At 57.2% G+C, this 25,597-nt stretch carries 21 protein-coding genes and 1 tRNA gene; 10 read left to right on the top strand and 12 right to left on the bottom strand.

Translation table 11 applies throughout. The annotated features are described in order from the left end of the window. Positions 1-208: 208 nt before the first annotated feature. On the bottom strand, positions 209-1,204 hold the full coding sequence (locus tag THISIDRAFT_RS12420) for a transposase (RefSeq protein WP_246585392.1): 996 nt from the start codon (positions 1,202-1,204) through the stop codon (positions 209-211). A 237-nt stretch (positions 1,205-1,441) separates the two neighbouring features. On the opposite strand from THISIDRAFT_RS12420, the gene THISIDRAFT_RS12415 reads away from it, so the two are divergent. The 5 genes from THISIDRAFT_RS12415 to THISIDRAFT_RS12395 all read left to right on the top strand — a co-directional run bounded on the left by THISIDRAFT_RS12415 (position 1,442) and on the right by THISIDRAFT_RS12395 (position 5,333). Beyond that, positions 1,442-1,532: transfer RNA gene (locus THISIDRAFT_RS12415), tRNA-Ser, on the top strand. An 804-nt stretch (positions 1,533-2,336) separates the two neighbouring features. Next, a complete protein-coding gene (locus THISIDRAFT_RS12410) occupies positions 2,337-2,561 on the top strand; it encodes a hypothetical protein (RefSeq protein WP_006788424.1) in 225 nt (74 codons plus the stop codon). Beyond that, positions 2,536-2,952, top strand: a complete 417-nt coding sequence (locus tag THISIDRAFT_RS12405) for an ExbD/TolR family protein (protein WP_006788423.1) — start codon at positions 2,536-2,538, stop codon at positions 2,950-2,952. The genes THISIDRAFT_RS12410 and THISIDRAFT_RS12405 overlap by 26 nt, the downstream gene beginning before the upstream one ends. Before the next feature lie 87 nt (positions 2,953-3,039). After that, entirely contained in the window at positions 3,040-4,299 is a 1,260-nt protein-coding gene (gene icd / locus THISIDRAFT_RS12400) for an NADP-dependent isocitrate dehydrogenase (protein WP_006788422.1), read from the top strand. 104 nt (positions 4,300-4,403) lie between these two features. After that, positions 4,404-5,333, top strand: a complete 930-nt coding sequence (locus THISIDRAFT_RS12395) for a hypothetical protein (protein WP_006788421.1) — start codon at positions 4,404-4,406, stop codon at positions 5,331-5,333. Positions 5,334-5,411: 78 nt separating this feature from the next. Here the strand turns inward: THISIDRAFT_RS12395 and THISIDRAFT_RS12390 are convergent, their stop codons facing one another. The 6 genes from THISIDRAFT_RS12390 to THISIDRAFT_RS12365 form a co-directional block, all read right to left on the bottom strand. After that, complete coding sequence (locus THISIDRAFT_RS12390; protein ID WP_006788420.1) at positions 5,412-5,948, bottom strand: chemotaxis protein CheW; 537 nt, start codon at positions 5,946-5,948, stop codon at positions 5,412-5,414. 10 nt (positions 5,949-5,958) lie between these two features. Then, positions 5,959-7,626 (bottom strand): methyl-accepting chemotaxis protein, encoded by a 1,668-nt coding sequence (locus THISIDRAFT_RS15205; RefSeq protein WP_006788419.1) that lies wholly within the window; start codon positions 7,624-7,626, stop codon positions 5,959-5,961. A gap of 543 nt (positions 7,627-8,169) precedes the next feature. Beyond that, on the bottom strand, positions 8,170-10,305 hold the full coding sequence (locus THISIDRAFT_RS12380; RefSeq protein ID WP_006788418.1) for a chemotaxis protein CheA: 2,136 nt from the start codon (positions 10,303-10,305) through the stop codon (positions 8,170-8,172). A gap of 136 nt (positions 10,306-10,441) precedes the next feature. Then, positions 10,442-10,648 (bottom strand): tautomerase family protein, encoded by a 207-nt coding sequence (locus THISIDRAFT_RS12375; RefSeq protein ID WP_006788417.1) that lies wholly within the window; start codon positions 10,646-10,648, stop codon positions 10,442-10,444. Positions 10,649-10,672: 24 nt separating this feature from the next. After that, complete coding sequence (locus THISIDRAFT_RS12370; protein ID WP_006788416.1) at positions 10,673-11,890, bottom strand: tryptophan--tRNA ligase; 1,218 nt, start codon at positions 11,888-11,890, stop codon at positions 10,673-10,675. A gap of 18 nt (positions 11,891-11,908) precedes the next feature. Beyond that, positions 11,909-12,583, bottom strand: coding sequence for a site-2 protease family protein (locus THISIDRAFT_RS12365; RefSeq protein WP_040853054.1), 675 nt, complete (start codon positions 12,581-12,583; stop codon positions 11,909-11,911). A gap of 260 nt (positions 12,584-12,843) precedes the next feature. On the opposite strand from THISIDRAFT_RS12365, the gene murD reads away from it, so the two are divergent. The 4 genes from murD to THISIDRAFT_RS12345 all read left to right on the top strand — a co-directional run bounded on the left by murD (position 12,844) and on the right by THISIDRAFT_RS12345 (position 19,431). Continuing rightward, the gene (gene murD / locus THISIDRAFT_RS12360) at positions 12,844-14,187 is read left to right on the top strand and encodes a UDP-N-acetylmuramoyl-L-alanine--D-glutamate ligase (protein ID WP_006788414.1); all 1,344 of its coding nucleotides are present in this window, start codon (positions 12,844-12,846) and stop codon (positions 14,185-14,187) included. Positions 14,188-14,199: 12 nt separating this feature from the next. Continuing rightward, positions 14,200-15,375, top strand: a complete 1,176-nt coding sequence (locus tag THISIDRAFT_RS12355; RefSeq protein ID WP_006788413.1) for a GGDEF domain-containing response regulator — start codon at positions 14,200-14,202, stop codon at positions 15,373-15,375. 42 nt (positions 15,376-15,417) lie between these two features. Then, positions 15,418-16,647: a multifunctional CCA addition/repair protein gene (locus THISIDRAFT_RS12350; RefSeq protein ID WP_040853057.1), complete on the top strand. Its 1,230-nt coding sequence runs from the start codon at positions 15,418-15,420 to the stop codon at positions 16,645-16,647. 111 nt (positions 16,648-16,758) lie between these two features. Beyond that, complete coding sequence (locus tag THISIDRAFT_RS12345; RefSeq protein ID WP_006788411.1) at positions 16,759-19,431, top strand: diguanylate cyclase; 2,673 nt, start codon at positions 16,759-16,761, stop codon at positions 19,429-19,431. Positions 19,432-20,006: 575 nt separating this feature from the next. Here THISIDRAFT_RS12345 and THISIDRAFT_RS12340 read toward each other — a convergent pair. From THISIDRAFT_RS12340 to THISIDRAFT_RS12320, 5 genes are all read right to left on the bottom strand, one after another. Continuing rightward, on the bottom strand, positions 20,007-21,332 hold the full coding sequence (locus THISIDRAFT_RS12340) for a sensor histidine kinase (RefSeq protein ID WP_006786325.1): 1,326 nt from the start codon (positions 21,330-21,332) through the stop codon (positions 20,007-20,009). A gap of 3 nt (positions 21,333-21,335) precedes the next feature. Further along, positions 21,336-22,007 (bottom strand): response regulator transcription factor, encoded by a 672-nt coding sequence (locus tag THISIDRAFT_RS12335; protein WP_006786326.1) that lies wholly within the window; start codon positions 22,005-22,007, stop codon positions 21,336-21,338. 78 nt (positions 22,008-22,085) lie between these two features. Further along, positions 22,086-22,598: a c-type heme family protein gene (locus THISIDRAFT_RS12330; RefSeq protein ID WP_006786327.1), complete on the bottom strand. Its 513-nt coding sequence runs from the start codon at positions 22,596-22,598 to the stop codon at positions 22,086-22,088. A gap of 88 nt (positions 22,599-22,686) precedes the next feature. Next, a complete protein-coding gene (locus tag THISIDRAFT_RS12325) occupies positions 22,687-23,016 on the bottom strand; it encodes a PepSY domain-containing protein (protein WP_006786328.1) in 330 nt (109 codons plus the stop codon). A gap of 34 nt (positions 23,017-23,050) precedes the next feature. Then, complete coding sequence (locus THISIDRAFT_RS12320) at positions 23,051-23,617, bottom strand: cytochrome b/b6 domain-containing protein (RefSeq protein ID WP_006786329.1); 567 nt, start codon at positions 23,615-23,617, stop codon at positions 23,051-23,053. A gap of 559 nt (positions 23,618-24,176) precedes the next feature. Here THISIDRAFT_RS12320 and THISIDRAFT_RS12315 point away from each other — a divergent pair. Next, positions 24,177-25,580: a dihydrolipoyl dehydrogenase gene (locus tag THISIDRAFT_RS12315; protein WP_006786330.1), complete on the top strand. Its 1,404-nt coding sequence runs from the start codon at positions 24,177-24,179 to the stop codon at positions 25,578-25,580. Positions 25,581-25,597 lie beyond the last annotated feature (17 nt).

Raw genomic sequence — 25,597 nt, 5'->3', positions numbered from 1 at the left:
AGGGGAGTTTTTTTGATGCGCAGCCAGTGCTGCGCGATCCCAGGGGCGCACGCTCAAAAGCCGCCACGTTGGGGGGTTAGGGGGGCGTTCATTTATTTCCGTTTATGCGCATCCGTTCTGTCAGCCCGTTAGTGGGTTAGGGTTGACCCTACTTTTAGGTCATGCCTGACCCTACAGAGGGGTCAGGGCTTACCACCTATCAATTTACTCACGGGCACGAAAAGCCGGCAGCGGCAGGTCGTTTTGCAGACAGCGCATCAAGTAGCGCAAGCCACGTGAGAACCACGAAACCAGGCTGCGGGCGAGCTTGCGAAAGCGCCAGTGGTTCGGATCGTCCTGTGCTTGGGTTTTTTTCGAGCGGGGTCGGAGGGTGGCACGCCTGATCGCGCCCAATGCGCACACACCCATACATCGCCAAGGCCATGATCAACACCCGGCGTTCCAAACGATCCGCAGGGCGCAGGTGCGAATCCCCCAAGCCAAATAATCCTCGCCCCTTGAAGTCGGAGAACATCGGCTCGATGCCCCAGCGCGTGGCATAGTCCAGTACGCGCGCACGGGTCGAATCCGCATCCATGGCAATCATCCACGGCTCCGGATGACCGGATTCATGCACAATTCCCAGGTGGGTCACCACCCCAGAGGCGAACAGGCGCACACCCGGAAAATACGCTTCTCGCACACCCTTGGCCAAATCCCCGGTCGTGGTCTCCGCCACGCCGGTGTCCACCCGCAGATTCCCCTTCAAGCGCAACCGGTAGCCCCATTCGTGCGCATGCAACCACGCGAACAACGTCGCCGATGGGTAGAACAGATCCGCCAACAGCAGCACCCGCGCCCCAGCCGGCAGCCAAGCCAACACCGTCTCCAGGAGGGCTTTCTGGCCCGCACAGCCGATGTTCGCCGCGCCTTGCCTGGCCCACCAAACCAACGGCAACGCCCGCTCGCCCACGCGCAAGGCCAACACCAGCAACGCCATCCGATCCCCCAAATCGGTTTGATCCAGACTCAGGCACAGCGTCTGATCGTGACGGGCCGCCTGCGCCAGTTCGGCCATCGCCAACGGCTGCATGATCTCGGTTGGACACACCAACGGGTTCTTCAGCAACCGTCTCAGCCACGGTTCGCGCATGTCTTGGCGCTCGGTCTCCAGCACCAGCACATGGCTCAACTCCACCGTGTTGGCGGTTTGCCCCTCGATCATCGCTCCGACGGCTAGCGACAGCTTCCTCACCACCGTCAGGCGCAGCCCCGGATGCGGCTTTGCGCAGTCCTCGGGCCACTTCTTCTGCCAAGCGTTTGATGCTTCCCATGCCCTCCCCCATGACCTCAGTTCAGCCAATCCTCAAAGTTTGCCATAAAAGTGATAGGTGGCAAGGCCGTTGCGCGGCAAGCGTTGTTTTATAGGCTCCCGTTAATATATAATTAGCGTTCATGCTTTGGAGAGGTGTCCGAGTGGCTTAAGGAGCACGCCTGGAAAGTGTGTATACGCTAATACCGTATCGAGGGTTCGAATCCCTCCCTCTCCGCCAATAAAAATACCCAAACCTGCTCTCAAGCGCCTGCTGAAAACTCAGGCAAATTGTCTGCAAGCTCTTTCCTTGTTAGCCCCGCATTGATATCACCCATTCAATTGACAGTCTTCCCACAGCGCAGTCTGCGTGGATTCCTTCTGCGAGACGCTCATGCCCGGGCGCGAAAATATTTCCTGCTACATTGATATCTCAGTCATGGCGCGTACCGTGCGCCCGACAGATCAATTCTCTAATCTTCAAAGACCTATCCTGTGCCTTTTGGCTCACTGCATGATTCCCAACGTGACCTTGGAAAGCACTCGCTGAGCAGGCGCCACCTCTATCTTGAGTTATCCATTCCATTACATCGTTATTGCTGTTCCTAAAAACCTAAACAAAGTTGCTTATGCGATTTTTAGGCACTTCGCTCTCCGTTGATAACACCCTTGCGGGCGAGCAACTGGAGTCCTGGTTGAGCAGTCCCAACCGAATGGCCGGTCAACACCGGCAACATGGGCGGTTTCAGCCGTCGAAACCCAGCTTGCGCCATAAAAGTGGCCTCGGCGTTCATCCTGAACAGAGAACAACTTTGCGATTCGACTTCGACCCCGACCATGGAACGCGAAACCTTCGCGCTTGTAGATAACCTATCTACAATGGAGAATTCTGATAAACAATGAAGAAAAAATCAAGAACTGTTTTTTGCTCCTTGCTCTGGGCAGGACATCCTTCAAAGTGCCCCGCCCCTCTCCGGTTTGTGCCCACGCTAACGCGGAATCGTTTGTGAGAAGACCATGATTCCATCGTGATCCTGGATTTAGAATGGCTGAAAATTGCGTGCCGAATGCGCAAAGCCAGGGCAAACACGTTAAAATGAGGCAACGTATCGGCAGGAGGCCCGTGCACGACGAGGTTTTTATGCCGGGCGGGTGCCCGGCGCTCCATGATGATTATCCAAGGCTGCTGGTGGGCTGGCTTGCGATGGCCTTGTCCCTGGTGATGAATGTTTGCGGAGAGCGCAATGAATTTTCGTCCGCGTCAGACTGAAGAAGTGGGGATCAATCTGACCCCTTTGATTGATGTGGTGTTTTTGCTGCTGATCTTTTTTATGGTATCAACCACCTTTGATCGCCATGCCGAGTTAAAAATTGCGTTGCCGCAGGCCAGTGCCGAGCCGACAGCCAGTGAGCCGCAGATCATTGATCTGGTGATTGATGCCAGTGGCCGTTATTTTGTCAATGGCCGGGAGCTGGTCAATACCCAGCCGACGACCTTGCGTGAGGTGTTGGCGCAGTATCTGGAGGGCGAGCGGGAGCGTCCGCTGATCATTCGGGCGGATGCCCGCACACCGCATCAGGCGGTGGTTACCGCGCTGGATGTAGCTTCACGCCTGGGGATTTCGCGCCTGTCTATTGCCACGACCGGCACGCTGGATTAAGCCGGTCAAGACCCGATGCGTGCATCTGGGTATTATGTTTTTTCACCCGTGGTCACTGACCATCTAACCGCTTTGTAAGGAGCTTATATGGCCTATCAGCATATTAAAATTCCCACCGATGGCACCAAGATCACTACCCGCCCTGATAACTCCCTCGATGTCCCGGATCGTCCGATCATTCCCTTTATTGAAGGCGATGGTATCGGTGTTGATATCACCCCGGTGATGCAGCAGGTCACCGATGCTGCTGTACAAAAGGCCTATCAGGGCCAGCGCAGCATTGCCTGGATGGAGGTCTATGCCGGGGAAAAGTCCACGCGGATTTATGGCAATGATGTCTGGTTGCCCAAAGAAACCCTGGAGGCGGTGCGTGAATTTGTGGTCTCCATCAAAGGCCCCTTGACAACGCCGGTCGGCGGTGGGATTCGCTCGCTGAATGTGGCCTTGCGCCAGGAGCTGGATTTGTATGTGTGCCTGCGGCCAGTGCGCTATTACGCCGGAACCCCCAGCCCGCTCAAAGAACCCGAAAAAACCGATATGGTCATTTTTCGTGAAAATTCCGAAGACATCTATGCCGGGATTGAGTGGGCCGCCCGTAGTGCCGAGGCGCAAAAGGTGATCGAGTTTCTGATCAAGGAAATGTCGGTCAGCAAGATTCGTTTCCCGGAAAGCAGCGGCATTGGCATCAAGCCGGTGTCTGAGGAAGGCACGCGCCGCCTGGTGCGCAAGGCGATTCAATACGCCATTGATAATAACCGCGACTCGGTGACCCTGGTACACAAGGGCAACATCATGAAATTCACCGAAGGGGCTTTCAAGGAGTGGGGATATCAATTGGCCAAGGATGAGTTCGGTGCCAGCGAGATTGGCGGCGGGCCTTGGTGTAGTCTGAAAAACCCCCATACCGGCAAAGAGATCGTGATCAAGGATGTCATTGCTGACGCCTTCTTGCAGCAAATCCTGCTGCGTCCTGCCGAATACAGCGTGATTGCCACGCTTAATCTCAACGGGGATTATATTTCCGATGCGCTGGCCGCCCAGGTCGGTGGTATCGGGATTGCCCCCGGTGCCAATATCTCCGATACGGTGGCGATGTTTGAAGCCACCCACGGCACTGCCCCCAAATATGCCGGTCTGGATAAGGTCAACCCCGGTTCGCTGATCCTGTCTGCCGAGATGATGTTGCGCCATTTGGGCTGGACCGAGGCGGCTGATCTGATCGTCAAGGGCCTGTCAGGGGCCATCAGCTCCGGTCGCGTGACCTATGATTTTGCGCGTCTTAAAGACGATGCGGAGGAATTGTCGTGCTCTGAGTTTGGTGAAAACATCATCCAGCACATGGATTGATGGGCTTTGCCTTGCACGCGTGCTTTGTGGCGGCATCATCTTGATGCCGCTGAAAGGAAGCGAACGCAAGATGCGTTCGCCACTTCTTGATACACGACTTGATCATGCATCCGGCTAATCACACGCCCGCCCTGCTCCACCGTCAGTGGCTTTTTCCCCTGCTGGGCGGCATTTTGCTGCTCTGTGTCAGCGGCTTGCTGCTATACCTTGTAGGCTATTTTTTTTATGGCGCAGTCATTGCCAGCAGCCCGGCTGCGGCCTATGCCACGCTGCCAGCCCATGCCCCAACCAGCCCGACCCTGGAACAGGACCTGATCATGCTCAGTGCCACCTTGCGCGATCTCTGGTGGCAACAGGGGTTTTTCATCTATCTGGCGTTGTTTTTGCTGTGTTTCAGCCTCGCCTTGCTGGCACAGGGCCGTGGCTTGATTCTGGCGCTGATCACCGCACTGGTGCTGTTTTGGCTATTGTGGCGACTGCAAGGCAGTGCTTTGGCGCCCGGCTGGGTCACCGCCAGCATTACCCTTGCCGGGATCTTGAATCTGCTGGGTGCGGCCCTGGTCTATGGGCGCTCACACGGCACATTCACTTCACAACACGCAGAGCCCGCCCCATCAGCCCTGCCTGATGAACAAAGAAGCCCGGTCCTGGAGTCTGGCCAAAGCGCACAAGCGCCTAATGTCGAGCCCGTTCATCACGCAAACCCGCCGCCGGCTCGCAATCCCCACGCTGTGTGGGCACGTCTGCGCCAAGCGCTTGACATGCCCCTGCGCCGCCAGCCTGCTCCCGCTCCGCCAACACCCCGTCTGCCCCCGCGTCTGTGGACCCCTGATGGGCTGCGAGATGACCATCACACCACGCCACGCGCACAGCCCGCCTTCCGACATCCATATTGGCAAGCGCTGCGTGACCACATACAACGCCTGCGGACGCAATGTGCACGCGTGGACTGGGTGGATTGGGCCTTGCTGACCTTGGCACTGTTGAGCATTCTGGGATTGATCGGTGTGCTAACCCTGGCTGCGCGTTTTTAACGTGTTTAACGCAGCGGCGTTTAGCGATGGGCGTGATACGGCATCTGCTCATGCGACATCTGCAAGATGCCGCGAAGGCTAATCAGCAACGGTTTCGGCCATGCGTTCCATCAGTGCTACATCAGCGGCGGAGAGGATGCGATCGATCTGGAGGATGATGATAAAGCCGTGTTCCAGGCGCCCCATGCCTTCGATAAAATGGGTCTGGATATTGGCGCCAAAGGAGGGCGGGGGGGCGATTTCGCGGGCGTCAATTTCCAGCACTTCATTGACGGCATCGACAATCACACCGATAACCTGCACTTCTTCAAGCCATTCCAGCTCCAAAATGACGATGCAGGTACGGCGCCCGATCTCGCTTTTGCCGCGTCCGAAACGACATGACAGGTCGATCACCGGCACCACCGCACCGCGCAGATTGATGACCCCGCAGATAAACTCGGGCATCATCGGCACGGGGGTGAGTCTGCCGTATTCAATGATTTCCTTGATGTGCAGGATACCGATGGCAAACAGCTCGCCCTTGAGCTGAAAGGACAGGTATTGATGCAAGCCGCCAGCGGTGTCGGATACCGGGGCGGGTGGATCGTTTTTTCTGGCGGGTGTGCGTTCCATGAGCGTTCCCTCAAAAGCGCACGAATTCGTTTTCATTCAAACGTTTGGATTCCAGCGTTTTGACGCTCAGGGTTCCTGCAGATGATGCCCCTTTACCCCTTGAATCCCTGCCCGGTGCTGCCGGTGGGCGCGCTGCCGGAGGGTGCGAAGGCATTCCCATATTCAAGCCATCGTCTACTTTGAAAAATTCCATGGTGGCTTGTAGCTGCTCTGCCTGGGAACTCATTTCCTCGGCGGTGGCGGCCAGTTCTTCTGCCGCCGAGGCGCTTTGCTGGGTCACCTGATTGAGCTGGTCCATGGCGATATTGATCTGCCCCACGCCGGAGGATTGTTCCTCGGAGGCCGAGGTAATCTCTTGCACCAGATCGGAGGTTTTGGTAATGGAGGGGACAATTTCATCCAGCAGTTTACCGGCCAGCTCGGCCATTTCCACCGAGCTTGCGGCCAGTTCACCGATCTCTTGCGCGGCAATCTGGCTGCGTTCGGCGAGTTTGCGCACCTCGGCAGCAACCACCGCAAAGCCTTTGCCATGTTCACCGGCACGGGCGGCCTCAATGGCGGCATTGAGGGCTAGCAGATTGGTCTGGTAGGCAATATCGTCAATGATGCCAATCTTGGCGGCAATGCTTTTCATGGCGCTAACCGTTTGCTGCACCGCCTGCCCGCCTTCCTGGGCTTCTTTGGCGGCCTTGCTCGACATGCTGTCGGTGATTTTGGCGTTTTCGGCATTCTGGTTGATGGAGGCACTCATCTGCTCAATGGAGGCGGTAGTTTCCTCAACGCTGGCTGCCTGTTCGCTGGCCCCCTGACTGAGTGACTGGGCGGTGGCGCTGATCTCTTCGGCGGCACTGGAAAGGTTATCGGTGGCACCGCGCACCTCGCCGATGATCTCGGAGAGTTTATGCACCATATTGCGCATGGCGGCGAGCAGTTGCCCGGTTTCGTCTTTGGGAGTCACGCCAATATGCACATCCAGCTCACCGGCGGCAATATGGTTGGCCACATCCACCGCCCGTCTCAGCGGTCTGGCGATCATACGCGCAATCACCAAACCCAGTACCAGCCCGAGCAGCACCGCAAAGATCACCAGGCCGATCATCAAAACGCGGCTATCTTCATAGATCGCGTTGGCATTTGTGGCCATTTCATTGGCGTTATCTTCCTTGATGCGACTGAGGCCATTGAGCAAACCATCGAGTTGCTCACTTAAGGGTACAATGCGCTCCTGCAAAAAACGCAGCAATTCCAGGTGATTATTATGCTCTGTCAGCAGTTGGCGCAGGCTTTCAATTTCATGATGCATCTGCGCAGATACCGTGTCATAACGGGCAAACAGCTGCATCGCCGCATCGCTGGCAAATAAAGGACGGGCCTGCTGCATAAAGCGCGCCTCGGCCTCGGTATAGCTCGCCAATGCCGCCAGATGCGCCTGCTGTGCTTGCCGGTTGCTTTCCAGCAAGGCATTACGCAACGCCCGATCGGCGCTGAGTAACTGTACATTGGCCTCTTTGATATAGGATAACCCCAGCAATTCGCGCTCATAGAGCTGATCGGTCAAGCGGTCCATGGTCGCCATATTGTAGATCCCAAGGATACCCACGGCGGCGGTCAGCATCGACACCAGAAAAAAAGCCAGGCTCAGCTTAACCCCAACTTTCAGATTGGCTACCCATTTCATCAGTTTCTCCGCGAGAAACCCCGGCCTTCAGGCCGGGGAGGGATAGCGGCTACGCGCTTGCAGCCGCCGGAAATCGTTAGGTGCAGGCCTTCCACCTGCTGGGCCGTGAGGCTCTGCCCGTAAGGGCCTGGTGACAGAGCCTTGCGGCTCGCTCCCCTCGCCAATGTGTACAACCGGCTCCCGCTGGCGCGGCGATCAAAACCTTCGACGTTTTACCTTGCGTCAGCATGATCCTGACCTTTCAGAGCGGCAGACTGAGGAAGCATCCGCCGGTGAGTCTTAACGACCTGTTGTACACGTAGCCCCTTTCGACTTCCCGGTCAGGCGGGCTTAGGCTGGTCAACCCAGCTTGCTTTCACCTGTCTGCGCCGCGTGCGGCGCGGCAGGCAGGCAAGCTCCGCCCTTTAGGGCGGGGTAGTTGACTACAAGTTCTCCACGACTTTTAAGCGGCTTGCGACCATGCACATGGCGTTGCGGCCAGGCTCAATGACAGCAAGGTGGCGGTATTTGTCTAAAAAATAAATGCAAATGTCGCGCCAATACTCAGTGCAGACCTGCCGCCTGATCCAGCAGGGTAGACACATCCAGCACCAAGGCCACCTCACCCGAGCCCAGTATGGTGGAACCCGCAATCCCTTTAAGCGCACTAAAGACCGGCCCCAAGGGCTTGATCACCGCCTGCAATTCGCCTTTGAGCTCATCCACCACAAAGCCGGCCTTGCGTTGGCCCCACTGCACCACCACCACATTTTGACGCCCATGCCGTTTGCCGCTGAGCTTGTAGTATTCGCGCAGGCGCAACAGCGGCAAAATCTCGCCGCGCAAATCCAGATAAGCCTGCCCCTGGGTCAATTTGCGCGGGTCGAATTCAACGCATTCCAGCACCATGTCCAGCGGAACCACATAATGCCCATCAGCCACCCGCATCAAAAAACCGTCAATAATCGCCAGTGATAAGGGCAAACGAATGCGAAAGGTCGAACCCTGGCCCGCCTGGCTGTCAATTTCAATGGTGCCGCGCAGCCCCTCGATGGAGCGCTTGACCACATCCATTCCCACCCCGCGCCCGGAGAGATTGCTGACCTGTTCGGCGGTGGAAAAACCCGCCTCAAAAATCAGCTTGCAGATTTGTTCGTCGCTGAGAACCTGAGTATTTTGCACCAGACCGCGCTGTTGTGCCTTGCGTAAAATACGCTCGCGGTCCAGACCGCTGCCATCGTCACTGACCTCAATCACAATGCCGCCAGATTCATGATAGGCATTCAGCGCCACCGTGCCCTGGGCCGGTTTACCGCGTTGCAGACGGGTCTGGGTCGGCTCAATGCCATGATCAATGGCATTGCGGATCAAATGCGTCAAGGGATCACCGATACGATCCACCACCGTCTTATCCAGCTCGGTATCGCCGCCATTGATTAACAATTCAATCTCTTTGCCGGTCTCCTTGCTCACCTCGCGCACCACCCGGCGAAAGCGGCTGAAGGTCTCGCCGATTTCCACCATGCGCAGATGCATCGCGGTATCGCGGATCTCTTCGACCAGATGCGTGACCTCAGACACCGACTCCAGCATATCGCTGTCCTGGCTGTTTTCGACCAGCAGGCGCAAACCCGCATGGGCAATCACCAGTTCACCGATCAGATCAATCAGGCTATCGAGTTTGTGCGCCTGCACCCGTAACAGTTTATGCTCCTGATGCTGGCGGTTGCGCACTTCTTGCTGTCGATGCAGGGCAGCATCCACCAGCTCGCGCTGTACCAGTTGCTCTTGCACCAGCACATCCCCCAGCAAGGGGCGATCTTCGCCATCCTGACGGGCCTGCAAATTTAGGACCTCATCAAGCTCGCGGCGGGTAATCGCCCCGCAGCCAACCAATAATTCGCCCAGACGCGAGGCTTTTTCCGGCAGGTTTTCGATCATCTCCACATAATCGTGCAACCGCGAACCGGGCGGCAGAATGCGAATGGCGCTGCTATCGCGGACAAAATCAAAAGCGCCTTCAATCTGCGCCTTATCGGCACAACTGGCAAAGCGGATCTCAAATCCCAGATAACAATGCTCCGGATTCATCTGCGCAGCAGGGGGGAGACGGTCGGGCAAAGTGACCAGATGCACAATCTCGCCAAAGGTCTGCAGATAATGCAGAAAAGACAGCGGGTCCATGCCGTTTTGCAAGACATCCTCACCAAAGCGCAAGGAAATATGCCAGATATCACCCTCTTGCGCGGGCGATGGGCTGGCTGCGGGCGGGGAATCGGTTGCCGTGGCAGTGGTGGCGGGGATCTCGGTGCCCAGGTAGCGGCATAACTCACGCACCAAGGCTTGATCGGTGGCTTGCATGGCCTCATCCAAAGGCCGGTCTTCATGTTCCAGTAATGCAAAAATATGGTCATGCGCCCGCATCAGGGTTGCCAGCAGCGTGGCATCCAGGCCAATGTTGCCATCGCGTACCTGATCCAGCACACTCTCGACCTGATGGGTAAAGGCAACAATGGCATCCAGCCCAAACAGCCCCGCCGAGCCCTTGATGGTATGCGCGGCCCGAAACAGCGCATGAATCAGCTCAGTATCCTCCGCCGGTCCTTCCTTTAAGGCCAGCAAGGCTTCTTCCATCTCGCTGAGCAGGTTGTTTGCCTCGGCAAAAAACGTTTGCAAGGCATCGGCCATGGTCGCAGACATAAACAGTGATCTCGCTTGCGCAAAGCCTGTGCTAAAAAGGCGTTCTCAACGGGGCCGTCGGTGGCTTTCTCAAGCCGGCGTGCGCCCGCCTGCGGTACCCGCCATGCAAGGCATCAGCAATACCGCAGCGTGCGCTTTAGCGCCTTTCCTGAGCGCGGCGCTCATCCACCGGAATGCCGCCAACGCCCCAGTTTTCCATCTCGACCTCATCAATCACCACCACCGTGGTCGCCGGGTTTTTGCCCAATACATCCACCAACAGCTGAGTAGCCCCGGCAATCAGCTGCTTTTTTTGCGCCTGGGTCACCCCTTCACGGGTGATTTTGATATTGACATACGGCATGGCAAATCCGCTCCTCTGTGGATATTAACGGTAGCCCAGCCCCATCGAGCGGCGTACCTCGTCAAGCGTTTCGCGGGCCATATCGCGGGCCGCCTCACAGCCTTCTGCAATAATGGCGCGCACCGCAGCGGGGTCAGCCTCATATTCCTGGGCGCGCTCTTGAATCGGGGTTAATTCACGCAAAACGGCATCAATCACCGGCTGCTTGCATTCAATACAGCCAATGCCTGCTTCACGACAGCCCTGCTGCACAAACTGATGCACGGCTTCATCGGAATACACCTGATGCAAGGCCCACACCGGGCATTTATCTGGATCACCCGGATCGGTGCGCCGCACCCGCGCCGGATCGGTGGGCATGGTGCGAATCTTTTTCTCTACCATTTCAGGCGCCTCACGCAGGGAAATGGTATTACCATAAGACTTTGACATCTTCTGCCCATCCAGGCCCGGCATTTTTGAGGTCTTGGCCAGCAGCGGCTGCGGCTCCACTAAAATGAGCTTGGTCGAGCCTTCCAGATAGCCAAACAGGCGCTCGCGATCGCCCAGCGAGATATTTTGCTGCGTCTCCAGCAAGGCACGCCCGACCTCCAGGGCCTGGGTGTCGCCCTGTTCCTGATAGCGGCGGCGCAGATCACGATACAAACGGGCGTTTTTCTTGCCCATCTTGTCAATGGCCGCCTCCGCCTTCTCGGCAAAGCCCGGCTCACGCCCATAGAGATGATTGAAGCGCCGCGCCACCTCACGCGTCACTTCCAGATGTGCCACTTGATCTTCCCCGACCGGCACCAGCCCGGCCTTATAAATCAGCACATCGGCGCTTTGCAGCAGCGGATAGCCCAAAAAGCCATAGGTGGATAAATCCTTTTCCTTGAGTTTTTCCTGCTGATCTTTATAGGTCGGCACCCGCTCCAGCCAGCCCAATGGCGTGATCATTGACAATAACAGATGCAGCTCGGCGTGTTCCGGCACCCGCGACTGAATAAACAGCTTCGCCGCCCCCGGACTGATGCCTGCCGCCAGCCAATCGACCACCATCTCCCAGACGCTTTCCGCCAGCATCTGCGGTTGTTCATAATGCGTGGTCAGGGCATGCCAGTCGGCCACAAAAAACAGGCATTCGTAGCTATGCTGAAGCTCAATCCAGTTTTTCAGCACGCCATGATAATGACCCAGATGCAAGCGCCCCGTCGGGCGCATACCGGAGAGGACACGCTGATTTTGCGCAACAGATGAACTCACAAAAACACCTTTGATAGATTAGCCAAGGGGAAGAGCAAACACGGTATTGAGCAGATTGACAAAGAAGTGATAAAAGGGCCACAAAATCGCCGTTAACAGGCCGGTAAACAGCAAAATCAGCACAATCACCAGACCAAAGGGCTCAAGCCGGTCGTAATGACGCCCCACCCGGCGAGGCAACACCCCAGACACCACGCGTCCACCATCTAGCGGCGGAACCGGCAGCAAATTAAGCACCATCAGCAAAATATTGATGGCAATACCGGCCGTGCCCATCAAAATCAAGGGAATGGCCACCCAGTCAAGGGTCCCGTGCAGCATAAAACCCAGCTTGACCATCACGGCCCAGAAAATCGCCATCAACAGATTCGCCAGCGGCCCGGCCGCTGCCACAATCGCCATATCGCGGCGCGGATGGCGCAGATTGCGCGTATTCACAGGAACCGGCTTGGCCCAGCCAAAGATAAACGGCGGCATTGGGGTTAACGCGGTGAGAATCAACAAGCCCACCGGCACCGCCACCGTGCCGACCGGATCAATGTGTTTGAAGGGATTGGCGGTCAAACGCCCCAGCATTTTTGCGGTAGGATCGCCCAACTGCTTGGCGATAAAGCCATGCGCGGCCTCGTGCAAGGTGATGGCAAACAACACCGGCAAGGCCCAGATGGCAATGGTTTGCATAACATGATTCATATCCATGGGCGCATTATACGCAAGCCCAGGGGAATTTTGTGCAGGTGTGAGAAGATGGGGGTCGGAAATACCTACATGCTGTGACCCGCTAAAACCTGGGAGCGCATAACTGATGCTCCGCGCTCCCAGCGGCGATACCTTCCAGAGATCATTGCACCTGTGATAAAAAGATTGCTGGGCGTACTAGGTGTAAGCTCTTTTAAAAACTCCGCTCACTATTCAAGATCGCACTGCGTACAGTGCGCTGACCTGGGTTCTTTATGTCATCTAATACCTCCCCTGATACGCTGATTGTTGGCCTGGGAATCACCGGCCTGTCGGTGGCCCGCTATCTGCTGGCCCGTGGGGAATCCTTTGCGGTGGTGGATAGCCGTGCCCAGCCGCCCAAACGGGAGGCTCTGGCACAGCTGGCCCCACACATCCCGGTCTATACCGGCCCTTTCGATAGTGTACGCCTGACACAGGCGCGACGGCTGATCGTCAGTCCGGGCATTCCGCTCAGTAACCCAGCACTGCAGGCAGCCCATGCTGCAGGTGTTGCGCTGCTCAGTGACATCGAGCTGTTTGCCCGCGAGGTGCAAGCGCCCTATGCAGCGATTACCGGCTCCAATGGCAAAAGTACCGTCACCACCCTGCTGGGGGAAATGGCTCGGGCCTGCGGGCTATCGGTTGGTGTGGGGGGCAATCTGGGGGAGGCGGCGCTGGATTTACTTATCCCGCCGCCGTGCGATGTGTATGTGCTGGAGTTGTCGAGCTTTCAACTGGAGCGGGTGCAAAGCCTCAAACCTCAAGCCGCCGCCGCGCTCAATGTCTCCGAAGATCATCTGGATCACCACGGCAGCCTTGACGCCTACATCGCTGCCAAGGCGCGCATCTTTGCCCAGGCGCACACCGCCATCTATAACCGTGATGACCCCATCACCGCCGCCATGCCCGGTGGCCAGCAGCGCATCAGCTTCGGCCTGCAGGCGCCGCCCACGCCGCAGGATTATGGCCTGCGCGAACAGCACGGTATGCGCTGGCTGGCGCAAGGCAGCCAAAACCTTATCCCTGTCACGCAATTGGCACTAAAAGGTCAGCATAATATGGCCAATGCCCTGGCTGCCCTGGCCTTAGGCAAGGCACTTGGGCTCGCGCCAGCGCCCATGCTGGACGGGCTGCGCCGCTTTCCCGGCCTGGCACACCGCTGCCAGTGGGTCGGCCAGCACCGCGGTGTGGACTGGTATAATGATTCCAAAGCCACCAATCTCGGGGCCACACTGGCGGCCTTAAACGGCCTGCCCGCGCCGATTATCCTGATTGCCGGAGGACAGGGCAAAGGTCAGGATTTCAGCCCCCTGGCGGCGGCGGTCAAAGGGCGGGTGCGGGCAATGATCTTATTGGGCGAGGATGCCGAGCAGCTGGCGCAGGTGGTGCGTGAGGTGGTACCGACATGGCGTGTCGCTGACATGGCCGAGGCGGTGCAGATCGCCCACCAGCAGGCCCAGCCCGGCGATAGCGTACTCCTCGCCCCGGCCTGCGCCAGTCTGGATATGTTTGCCGATTATGCACACCGTGGCGAGGTGTTCACCCAGCAGGTTCTTGCCCTGCTGGATACCTGTTGACAGGATTATCCCATGCTCCCTGATTTGCTTGACGATGATGCCAGCTACACCTTAGAAAAACCCACCCTGCTGGTCGTGGATGATTCCAAGACCATGCGCCGTGCCATTGTGCGCCTGCTCAGTCAGGAGATGAACGTGCTGGAGGCCGATGACGGTGATACTGCCTGGGAGTTGATCCGCGACGAGCACGCTATTCAGGTGGTCTTTGCCGATCTGATGATGCCGCGCATGAACGGTTTTATGCTGCTGCGCCAGATTCGTGAATCCATTCACGAACGCATCAAGCAGCTCCCCGTCATCATCATGACCGGCCACGAAGACGACGAGAACATGTGCCGTCAGGCGATGGTGCTCGGCGCCACGGATTTCATCACCAAACCCTTTGACAGCCTGCAGCTGCGCGCCCGTGCCAAAGCGCATATCCGCTCCGGCGACACCCAGCGCAAATTACAGGAGGCCTCAACCGCGCTGGAGCAACGCTCTACCATTGATCCGATCACCGGGCTGGCCAATCTCAACCACTTTCGCGAACATGGCGAAGTCTTGCTGTCTTTTGCCCTGCGTCATGCGGCCAATCTGTCGGTGCTGCGCATCACCATTGACCAGTTTGAAAGCATTGAGGCCAAGCATGGGCGGGCGGTAGCCGATCGGATTCTTGGCAACATCGGCAAAGTCATCAGCCACTGCGTGCGCAAAGAAGATACCGTCGCCCACATCGCCCGCGCCCAGTTTGCCGTCCTGATGCTGGATGCCGGGACGCAGGGCGCCTCACAGATTGCCCGCCGCATTCATGCCCTGATGCGCAAAACCAGCTACCGGCTGGGCGAGGTACGCTTTAGCATGACCGCAAGCCTGGGGCTGGTAACCCCGGAACTGCTCGAACATCTGCGCTTTGATGAAGTGGTGAAACTGGCGGAAGGGCGGGTACAAAAGGCCCTGGCGCTGGGCGGAGATTGCGTGGTCCTCGATGAAAAACACCCCCCGGCGACCGATAAAGCGATGCAACGCCAAGCGCTGACCCTGGAACAGGCACTGGTTTTATTACGTGCGGGCGACCAGGAGGCGGTACGTCCCCACTTGCCACGCCTGCTGCACAGCCTGCTGCCGCTGCTGGAGTTGGCTGACCAGCATTACACGCTTAACCTGTCCGCCAGCCTCGCCACGCTGGCCAAACCCACTGCCGAATAAAACCGCCCCATGCCACAGCCTACCTCCATCGACACCCTGCCCATCCGCCGCTATCTGGTCGGCGGTGCCGTCCGTGATGCCCTGCTGGGCCTGCCCGTCAAAGAACGCGACTGGGTGGTGATCGGTGCCCAGCCCGAGGACTTGTTAGCCTGGGGCTTTAAACAGGTCGGGCGGGATTTTCCGGTGTTTCTCGATCCGGTGTGCCATGAAGAACATGCCCTGGCACGCACCGAACGGAAAAGCGGACGCGGCTATCACGGTTTTACGGTCAATGCCGACCCGGATGTCACCCTGGAAGAAGATTTATTGCGCCGTGATCTCACCATCAACGCCATGGCCCAAAGCCCGGACGGTACGCTGATTGACCCGTTCAATGGTCAGGCAGACCTGGCAGCGCGGTATCTGCGCCATGTCTCCCCGGCCTTTGCCGAGGACCCGGTGCGCATCTTGCGCGTGGCCCGCTTTGCCGCCCGCCTGGCACCGCTGGGCTTTCGCATCGCCGCCGAAACCCGCGAGCTGATGCAGGCCATGGTCAATGCCGGTGAGGTCGATGCCCTTGTCCCCGAACGGGTCTGGCAGGAACTGGAGCGGGCCCTTGGCGAACCCTGCCCGGAACGCTTCATTGAAGAACTGCGCCACTGCGGGGCGCTCAAGGTCTTATTGCCCGAAGTAGACCGCCTGTTTGGCGTCCCGCAACCGCCACAGTATCACCCCGAAATCGACACCGGCATCCACACCTTGCTGGTCTTGCAGCAAGCCGTCCGCCGCTCCACAGACCCCATCGTGCGCTTTGCCGCACTGGTGCATGATCTGGGCAAAGGCAACACCCCACAACACCTGCTCCCCAAACACCACGGCCACGAACAGCGCGGCGTCAGCTTGATCGAAAACCTGTGCCAACGGCTACGCGCCCCCAGACGTTACCGCGAACTCGCCTGCCTGGTCGCCCACTACCACACCCACGCCCACCGCGCCCTGGAACTGCGCCCCGACACCCTGCTCAAAACCCTTGAAAAACTCGACGCCCTGCGCAAACCGCAACGCTTTGAAGATTTCCTGTGTGCCTGCGAAGCCGACGCCTGCGGCCGCCCTGGCTATGCAGACCGCCCCTACCCCCAAGCCGACTACCTGCGCCAAGCCCTCGCCCTATGCCAAAACATCAACCCTCATCCACTCACCGCCCAAGGACTCAGCGGCCAAGCCATCGCCGCCGCCCTGCGCAGCCAACGCCTGCAAGCCCTGCGCGAACTCGCATCCCAAACCCCGGCATAACGCTTCCGCGATTAAGATGTTCCGGCAGATTCGGCCATCTTCGTGAAGGGCGTCGCTTAGCATTCTTCTATAGAATGCTACCCAGTCCATGACGCCAGAAAGAGGCATGCAATGAAACATGAACATCATCTGACGGCATTGGGAACAGCGCTCTTCGCGGTGTTGCTGAGTTTATTCGTGCTGATTGGCGCACAGTTGTTTCGCTTTGAATCCGAACGCCACCAGCAGCAGGAAATAGAAACCGTCAAACAGCAACTCGACGTGCTGACGACAGCGCTAAAGATTCGCATCTACTCGAATATCTTTGCCGTTTCGGGGGTGAAAGCCCTGGTAGCGATGAATCCTGAGCTGACACAGGAAGATTTCACCCGCGCCATGACCGTGGTGTTCAAGGAGCAAAGCGATTTGCGCAACATCGGCCTGGCGCGTGACATGGTAATGCGCCTCATGCATCCCATCGCAGGCAATGAAGCGGCCATTGGCCTGGACTATCGAACCGTTCCTGAGCAGCTTGAGGCTGTCCAGCGAGCACTGGATCTGAACCAGATCGTCCTTGCCGGACCGCTGACCCTGGTGCAGGGCGGCGAGGGCCTGATTGCCCGCATCCCTATTCATGTTGCCGATGCGGCAACGGGTCAGGAACAGTTTTGGGGCTTTGCCTCAGTGGTCATGAACGCCGATGCCATTTTTGCCGGCGCGGGTATCACGCAACACAATGACGTGCGCCTCAGCATCCGGGGGCGCGATGCCCTCGGCGAACAGGGCGAGGTCTTTTTTGGTGACCCAAGGGTCTTTGAAAACCAGCCGGTCACCCAGTGGCTCGAACTCCCCCACGGAAACTGGCAGATGGCGGCAATCCCCGCTAGTGGCTGGAGTGCTTACTCGGTGTTTTCCGCCCCGGTGATGTGGATTTATCTTGTCGTCGCGACGGCCATCCTAACCTTTGTTGCCGTCATCGTTTTGCTGATGGCGGCAAACAGGAAAGCCGGAGATGCGCTGAAACGAGAGCGGGATCTGTTTGCCGAGGGACCGGTGTTCACCATGGAATGGGAGGCGGAGCAGCATGGTCACTGGCCAATTAAGCGCGCCTCCTCGAATATCGAACGCATTCTTGGCTACAGCCAGGCCGAGATGCAGCAGCCTGAGTTTTCTTATCCGGCTTTGATCCATCCAGATGATGCCGAGGCTGTCGTCAGTCGGCTCAAACAGAATATTGCCGAGCACATTGATCGCTTCGAGGAGTCCTATCGCTTAAAAACCCGATCGGGTCAGTATTTCTGGGTGTATGATTTTACCGTGTTGCTGCGTAACAAAGCCGGCCAACTGACGAATATTCGCAGCTATATGTATGACCAGAGTGCGCAAAAGCGAACAGAAGAAGCCCTGCGCATTGCTGAGCAACGCTTGGAAAAAACCGCCTATGAACTGACGGAAAATATCCCGGTCGGCACCTACACCATGGTACAACCCGCAGACGGCGGCATGGCGCATTTTGCCTTTATGAGCCGTCGTTTTCTGGAACTGACTGGAGTCACGCGGGAAGAAGCCGCCTCAGATCCCATGAAGGGCTTTGCCTGCGTGCATCCAGACGACTTTGAGGCGTGGGTCGCGCTGAATGTAGAAACCTTCAACAAAAAGAAACCGTTTTTTGGTGAAACGAGGGTGGTGGTGCAAAATGAAGTGCGCTGGATCACCGCTGAATCCTTTCCCCGCACCCTGTCTGACGGAACAACCGTCTGGGAAGGGGTGCTTGCGGATGTGACTGATCGCAAGCGTGCCGAGGAGGCTTTGAGCGAGAGTTTACGCCGTTTCAACGATCTCGTTAATCGCGTGTCCGTAGGGGTTTATGTGTTTTGGCTCCGCGCCAATGGTACGATGGAATTCGAGTATGTCAGCGATAGCTGGTGTGTCATGAATCAAATACGCCGCGAAGCATTGCTGAACAATGCGTTTCTAGCCTGGGATGTGATTCACCCGGATGAGTTCGAGGAATTTAAACAACTGAATGAACACGTCGTGCGTGAACGCCGATCATTTCACTGGGAAGGGCGGGTGATTATCAATGGCGAAATTCGCTTTATGCTGATTGAATCCACGCCGATGTTCTTTGACAATGGCGACACCCGCTGGTTTGGCTATCAGCAAGATGCGACCGTGCGAAAACAAGCCGAAGCCTTGTTGCAAGAAACTAATTTCGCGCTGGAACAGGAGATCACTGAGCGCAAGCAGGTGGAGCGGGAACTCAAGCTCAAGACCGAGCTGCTTGAAAAGCTCTCGATGCAAGACGGCCTCACCGGCATTGCCAATCGGCGCTATTTCGATCAGCGCGCGGAGGTCGAATGGAAGCGTGTGCTGCGCACCGGTCTGCCCCTGTCTCTGGTACTCATTGATATCGATCACTTCAAGCAATACAACGATCATTATGGCCACGGCGCGGGGGATGATTGTCTCAGGCAGGTGGCGCAAGCGCTTGCGCACTGTGGCGAACGTCCGCTAGACCTGGTGGCGCGCTATGGCGGCGAGGAATTTGTCGCCCTGCTGCCGGAAACCGAGATTGATGGCGCGCTCCATCTTGCCGAGCAGATGCGCGTCGCCGTGGAGGCGCTGGCCATCCCCCATGCCCGCTCCAGCGTTGGTTCGGTGGTCACTTTAAGCATTGGGGTCGCCACCCATGGACCAGACAGCACCAAGACCGATCTGCGCCACCTCCAGGAATGCGCCGACCAAGCCCTCTACCGCGCCAAACATCAAGGACGCAACCAGATCTGTGGAGCTTACACCTAGGTTTCGATTCGCTAACATTTACAGACAAACCCTCCTAGAAAGTTCAGTTAGAAATAAGGTTTACATACCGCTTTAGCATACCCTACTATGGCCTTAGCCCGAGAACCAAGGGCTGTTCTAGTTCTTTAATGAGTTTAGGTTTGCGGTTATCTGGGCAAGTCTCAGATGTAAAACCTAAAGCGTACTCAAGAACTTAGCGCCAGATGTTTATTCATCTGGCTTTGGCGGATCGGCCCATCCTCACTTGAGGGTGCGCGCTAACGTTTGTTAGCGAAACTCGATCAGAATGACTCCTAAGCCGCTCATAAATACTTAGGAAAATCACGAAAATCTATGATGATCTTTGGCATGTTCACGCCGTCAACGCCAGTGCGGGCGAACCCGTCTTACCTGACGCTTGCGTGCGTTTAAGGTCTCGCCTGAGCGCGTCGCGACCATGATCAGCACTGGGTTATCGTGCTGGACAACCTCTATATAACCGCTCGGGGGGTTGTCAAGTTATCGAGAAAATAGGGGGTTTTCATAGAAAAACGCATATTATGGCCACCAGTTACAAACCCTATGTGCTGCATTTCTTATGGCGGCAATTGGGCATCAAATAAGCGGACATAGACGCTTAATCCGCCGAGGGTGTCTGAGCGGCTGAATTCAATGTGTCCTGCGTATTGCGCAACGATATCGTGAACGATCAACAGGCCCAGGCCATGTCCGAGGGGTTTTTCATCGTAGCGCATCACCCCTTTGGCCAGGCGTTCCAGGGTGGCCGGGTTCATACCGGGGCCGTCGTCTTCGATATAAAAGGCCAACTGCGGGGTATCCAGCACCCGCAGGGTGACGGTGCTGCGGGCCCATTTATGGGCGTTATCGAGCAGATTGCCGAACAGCTCCAGCATGTCCTGTGCATCCAGCGGATACTCGCGGGGCGGAATCTCCATGTGCAAGGTGATGCGTTCTGCATATAAGCGCTGCAGGGCTGTCGCCAGTTCGCGCAGCTGGGGGGCGAGCATAAAGCGATGGGTGCCAAAGCCGCCGCCCGCAAGCTGGGCACGGCGTAGCTCACGGTCAATGCTGTGGTGCATGGCATCCAGTTCGCTGTGCATCGCCTGTGCGTCCACGCTGGATGATTCCTGCATCTCGACGAGCTGATACAGCCGGGTTAAGGGGGTTTTCAGGGCATGGGAGAGGTTAGCCAGGGCGTGGCGAATACGGGTCAGGCGCCGATTATGGTAATGCGCCAGCTGATTCACCGCTTGCAGCAAGGGCACAATTTCTTGCGGACCGCGCAGCGGGAGCGTGACCGCCTCGCCGCGTTCGATGCGTTGGCAGGCGATAATCGCCTCATCCAGCGGACGCAGCGCCCGCCGGATCATCAGGCTATGTACTATAAATAGCCCCAGCAATGCAGCGCTTAAACCCACCAGCAAAAATCCCCGCAGGCTTTCCAGGGTCTGCTGAAAGATGCTGATATCCTCGGCAACCGTGATCCATACCGTGTCTGCGTCCAGATCGTAGGGCTTGCGTAATACCAATAAAGGCTGACCGGCCAATTGGCTGAGTTCTATGATTGCTGTAGCGGCCTCAGCGTGCCGGGGTGACAGGTGCAATGCCTCATCCCACAAGGAGCGCGATCCCATCTGCTCGGTGCCCCGTTCCAGCAGAAAATAATGGCCCGAGAGCGGCAAGGCGTAGACGGTTGTGCTCATGGCCTGCGCGGCATGATGCAGATCCGCCGTCTCCAGCACCTTGGCATAAAGCATATCGGCATCATGTTCCAGCCGCGACAAAACATAGGTTTCGACCAGGGTTTTGAGCTGAGCGTGCAGGACTAGCCCCACGATGATAAAGACCGTCCCCAGCCCTACGGTCAGCAGGATAATCAGGCGCTGGCGCAATGAATACATGGTTTATTCCAGGGCACGGGGATTGAGGCTGTAGCCTTTGCCGCGATGTGTCTGAATGGCATCCACACCAATGCGCTCACGCAAGCGGCGGATATACACCTCCAGGATATTGCTGTCGCGGGTGTCCTGATCATCATAGATATGCTCGCTTAATTGCGTCTTGGACAGCACCACCTCGGGGTTGCGTAAAAAATAGCGTAGCAGGCGAAACTCAGTGGCGGTCAGGGCGATAGCCTGTTGCTGTTCATCCACCAGGCACTGACGCTGCTCATCCAGACGCAGCCGACCGATGCGCAGCTCCAGTGCATAGACCTTGGCACTGCGCCGCAAAATCGCCTGCAGACGTGCCAGCAATTCCTCGGTTTTAAAAGGCTTGCCCAGGTAATCATCAGCACCGGCATGCAGACCGGCCACCCGTTCGCTCCAGCCATCGCGGGCCGTCAGAATCAAGACCGGGGTATCGACCCCGGCATTGCGCCAGCGGGCTAATACCTCCATGCCGGAGATATCCGGCAGGCCCAGATCCAAGACGATGACATCATAGGGTTCATAGTGCCCCTCATGCAGCCCATCAACCCCACAGGTTCGCCAATCGACGGCATAACCGGCCTTTTGCAGGCGCTGTTTCAGTCGTGCGCCAAGCAGGGCATCATCTTCAATCAAAAGCAGACGCATAATGTGTAAATACCGTCGCGGTTGGCAAAAAACTCCCGGCGGTAACTGAGCGCTACCGCCGCATGCTCATCATGGCAGTCAGCGCAGCGGCACAATCTTGACCACGCTGAGCGCACCCACCACCGCGCCCTGCGGCGATTGGTGGCAGTGTGCGCACACCCCGGCGGGCTGGAGTGCGCGCATATAGTGAAACTCAGTCGTCGTTTTGTGCTGATGGCGTTCATAAAACTCCAGTTTTTCAAGGGCATCACCGGCTTTTAACTGTGCGTTAAAGGTTTCCAGCACAACCTTTTCCCAGCGCTCCGGCTGAGTCTGGGGATGCTGGGCATATAAACTGATGCGCTTGATGGTAAAGCCGGTGTCTGCAGACATCTGCTCCAGAATCGCCTGGGTTATTTGATGACACCGCGCCAGCGCCCCCTGCCCGGATGCCGACTCAAGCCTCTCTTTTAAGTCGCGCTGTAAACGCTGTTCAAGCTGTTCGGCAATGGCACGGCTTTCAATCAAGGTATTTGCCGATGCACCCGCCATCCCTACCGACGGTATGCCCAGCAGCACGGCCAGCAAAATATGTCGTGATATGCGCTGCATAAATATCCCGCTCCCATAAAAAACCTCAATGAATACAACATACAACTGCCCTGATGATTTCTTGACTCACCAGGGCAGCGATAGCGGCTTAGCGCGTTTTCTGACGAATAACCTCCCCAGAACCGGCATCCAGATAAAGCTTATGGAAACGATCCTGCGCATCAATCAGCTTAACTTCATAGACGTATCTCCCGTCTTCGCGATCCAGTTCAATCTCCACTACATCGCCGGGTTGCACCGTGCGCGTTTTGGCTAAAATGCTTTCCATGGACAAAATCGTACCGTTTTGACGCAGCTCACGAACCTCGGTTTGCGACAGCTTATCGCTGGCAAAGACCGGCGGGCTCAAGCTCACTACCGCACTAAACAGTAATACGGTCATCGGAATCAGGGCATAACGGGATTTTTTACGCATCATTATCGTCATCTCAGGTTTGGGTTAAAAACACGCATTATTGGCGTTTATAGCCAGTAATCATCGACATAATCAGGTTTTCGCGGTGTACTAAGCTGCTGAGCAGTACCCCCGCGATATGTAAAGCAATCAAGCCCAGCAGTAGATTTGCCAAAAATTCGTGTGCCTCCTCTATCCATTCGCGCTGCGCATGGGAAAGACCACTTAAGGCCTGCACCAACGGCCCGGTGTGCTCCTCAACCGCCAGGGTTGCAACGCCACTGATGGCCACCAATAGCAACACCGTTAACAACAGCAGAATCATCCATCCCGCAGCCGGGTTATGTCCGAGAAAACGGGGGGCCTTGCTCTGTATCAGGCCGAAAAGATAGCTGCCAGCCTGTGTTGGGGGTTTGACAAAATCATGAAAACGGGCATGGGTGGGGCCGATGATCCCCCACAAGATACGCAAGCCCACTAAAAAGAAAATCGCATAGCCGGCAAAGGTATGTATCTCCAGATAATCGTCGGCACTCAGCCAGGCGACCAACACGGCCAGCACCACGAACCAGTGAAAGGAACGCACCAGGGCATCCCAGATTTTGATGTTTTGTTGCGAGCTCATACGGCGTCTCCATGATGAGAGATGAAGGATTAAGTACACGCGCAGTATGCAAAAGACAGGCTTAAAACACGCTGAAAAAACGGGGGGCAATAATTTATACAGCGCTCCGTTGCAAGCTGCTGTGGGGATTGGTATTGATGCGGTGCGTAATTCTGCAAACCGCATCCCAAGCATGATAACGTGCCACCTCCGCCGCTATACCTTGATCATGGCCGCTTCCATGCGGGCCGTGATGTCGCTTTTTATGCATCAGGCACGCCGTTGCCTTTGGATCATCCCTGACGGCTTATCACCTTATGACAAACGCCGAGATGCGCTAAACTTAAAAAAGAAGCGAAGGGGGAATCATGGGACGCCTCAAGCACTTGGCTGAAGCTGTCACCGGAGGTCTGCGTCAAATGTATCCACGACGGTTGCGCGCCCCGATGATCGACACACGAGGCCCTGGTGGTCGGGGTGATGATCCAAGGCCAACATAGCCTGTCAGGTGGCAGGCCTGCGTCTTTTTAATGAATGCCGGACTCTCTATGGGCAAAACTAATGATTGAGGAATTGATGTATGTCACGCCGTGTTGATGTTGCGATTATCGGGGCCGGGACTGCGGGCTTGAATGCCTTTAAGCAGGTGGCTCCCCATAAACCAGAGACGGTGCTGATCCATGATGGCCCCTATGGGACGACCTGTGCCCGGGTGGGCTGTATGCCGTCGAAAGTGTTGATTGAGGTGGCGCGTGAGTTTGAACGGCGTCGTCACTATAGTCAGTTTGGGATCACCGGGGCGGAGGCCTTGGGCATTGATCCCGCGCAGGTGATGCGTTATGTGCGCGAAAAGCGCGATTTTTTTGTCTCTCGGGTGATGCAGGGCATTGATAAAATCGGTGCGCGCAATCTGCAGGGACAGGCGCGCTTTGTCGCCCCGGATACGCTGGAGGTCAACGGCGAGCGCATTCAGGCCGACAAAATTATCATTGCCACCGGTTCGCGCCCCGTGTTGCCGGATGCCTGGCGGGCGCTGGGTGAGCGGGTGATCACCACCGAACAATTTTTTGAATTGCCCACCCTGCCGACGCGGATGGCGGTGATTGGTCTGGGGGCGATTGGCTCGGAGTTGGGGCAGGCGATGGCGCGCCTGGGCGTTAAGGTCACGGGCATCGAGCAGACCCAGCAGCTTGCCGGGCTGACAGACCCGGTGGTCAATAAGGCAGCCATTGAGGCCCTGGGTGCCGATATGGATCTCTGGCTTGGGGTTACCGCAGCGCTGGAACCGGCGGCGCAAGGGGTGTTGGTGAATGGCTCCGATGGGCGTCAGGTGCAGGTTGATGCGGTGCTGGCCTCGCTGGGACGACGCCCTAATATTGATCACCTGAATCTGCAGGAGGCTCTGGGTCTGGAGGATCTGTCGGCACAATGGCAAAGCCTGCTGGATACGCGCACCCAGCGTCTGGGGGATTGGCCGATTTATGTGGCGGGGGATGCGGCCGCGTATCGACCGATTCTGCATGAGGCAGCGGATGAAGGCACGGTGGCCGGCTATAACGCGGCGCGGGATCATGATACCGCCTTTGCCCGCCGTCCGGCGCTGGCGATAGCCTTTACCGATCCACAAATTGCCCAGGTCGGCGTCCCCTTTAATCAGCTCGATGAGGCCGATATCGTCATCGGTGAGCGCGGTTTTGTGATGCAGGGGCGCTCCATTGTCATGGCGCGCCAGCAAGGGGTGTTGCGCGTCTATGCCGCACGGGCCGATGGGCGCCTGCTGGGGGCGCAGTTGTGCATGCCGGATGGCGAATACATCGCCCATTATCTGGCCTTGGCCATCAGTCAGGGCCTGACGGCCCGCGAACTACTCAATCAGGCCCCGCAGTATCATCCGACCCTGATTGAGGGGTTGTTTGATGCCCTCAGTGCCTGTGTGCAGCACATCGAAGGCGCTGCACAGGCGCCCTTCCTGCCCCGCTATTGATGAGGTGTCTTGCCTAT

It is taken from the genome of Thiorhodospira sibirica ATCC 700588 (genome assembly GCF_000227725.2).
In the GTDB taxonomy this organism is placed as follows: domain Bacteria; phylum Pseudomonadota; class Gammaproteobacteria; order Ectothiorhodospirales; family Ectothiorhodospiraceae; genus Thiorhodospira; species Thiorhodospira sibirica.
Note: the sequence above shows the minus strand (reverse complement) of the source record. Positions and strands in the feature narration are given on the sequence as shown.

Bases quoted from the DNA above. Each gene is read 5' to 3' on its own strand.
- THISIDRAFT_RS15205 (WP_006788419.1), bottom strand. From the start codon at position 7,626: ATGAAATGGGTAGCCAATCTGAAAGTTGGGGTTAAGCTGAGCCTGGCT.
- THISIDRAFT_RS12315 (WP_006786330.1), top strand. From the start codon at position 24,177: ATGTCACGCCGTGTTGATGTTGCGATTATCGGGGCCGGGACTGCGGGC.
- icd (WP_006788422.1), top strand. From the start codon at position 3,040: ATGGCCTATCAGCATATTAAAATTCCCACCGATGGCACCAAGATCACT.
- THISIDRAFT_RS12355 (WP_006788413.1), top strand. From the start codon at position 14,200: ATGCTCCCTGATTTGCTTGACGATGATGCCAGCTACACCTTAGAAAAA.
- THISIDRAFT_RS12380 (WP_006788418.1), bottom strand. From the start codon at position 10,305: ATGTCTGCGACCATGGCCGATGCCTTGCAAACGTTTTTTGCCGAGGCA.
- THISIDRAFT_RS12325 (WP_006786328.1), bottom strand. From the start codon at position 23,016: ATGATGCGTAAAAAATCCCGTTATGCCCTGATTCCGATGACCGTATTA.
- THISIDRAFT_RS12320 (WP_006786329.1), bottom strand. From the start codon at position 23,617: ATGAGCTCGCAACAAAACATCAAAATCTGGGATGCCCTGGTGCGTTCC.
- THISIDRAFT_RS12335 (WP_006786326.1), bottom strand. From the start codon at position 22,007: ATGCGTCTGCTTTTGATTGAAGATGATGCCCTGCTTGGCGCACGACTG.
- THISIDRAFT_RS12420 (WP_246585392.1), bottom strand. From the start codon at position 1,204: ATGATCGAGGGGCAAACCGCCAACACGGTGGAGTTGAGCCATGTGCTG.
- THISIDRAFT_RS12330 (WP_006786327.1), bottom strand. From the start codon at position 22,598: ATGCAGCGCATATCACGACATATTTTGCTGGCCGTGCTGCTGGGCATA.
- THISIDRAFT_RS12375 (WP_006788417.1), bottom strand. From the start codon at position 10,648: ATGCCGTATGTCAATATCAAAATCACCCGTGAAGGGGTGACCCAGGCG.
- THISIDRAFT_RS12405 (WP_006788423.1), top strand. From the start codon at position 2,536: ATGAATTTTCGTCCGCGTCAGACTGAAGAAGTGGGGATCAATCTGACC.
- THISIDRAFT_RS12410 (WP_006788424.1), top strand. From the start codon at position 2,337: ATGGCTGAAAATTGCGTGCCGAATGCGCAAAGCCAGGGCAAACACGTT.
- THISIDRAFT_RS12345 (WP_006788411.1), top strand. From the start codon at position 16,759: ATGAAACATGAACATCATCTGACGGCATTGGGAACAGCGCTCTTCGCG.
- THISIDRAFT_RS12390 (WP_006788420.1), bottom strand. From the start codon at position 5,948: ATGGAACGCACACCCGCCAGAAAAAACGATCCACCCGCCCCGGTATCC.
- murD (WP_006788414.1), top strand. From the start codon at position 12,844: ATGTCATCTAATACCTCCCCTGATACGCTGATTGTTGGCCTGGGAATC.
- THISIDRAFT_RS12365 (WP_040853054.1), bottom strand. From the start codon at position 12,583: ATGAATCATGTTATGCAAACCATTGCCATCTGGGCCTTGCCGGTGTTG.
- THISIDRAFT_RS12395 (WP_006788421.1), top strand. From the start codon at position 4,404: ATGCATCCGGCTAATCACACGCCCGCCCTGCTCCACCGTCAGTGGCTT.
- THISIDRAFT_RS12340 (WP_006786325.1), bottom strand. From the start codon at position 21,332: ATGTATTCATTGCGCCAGCGCCTGATTATCCTGCTGACCGTAGGGCTG.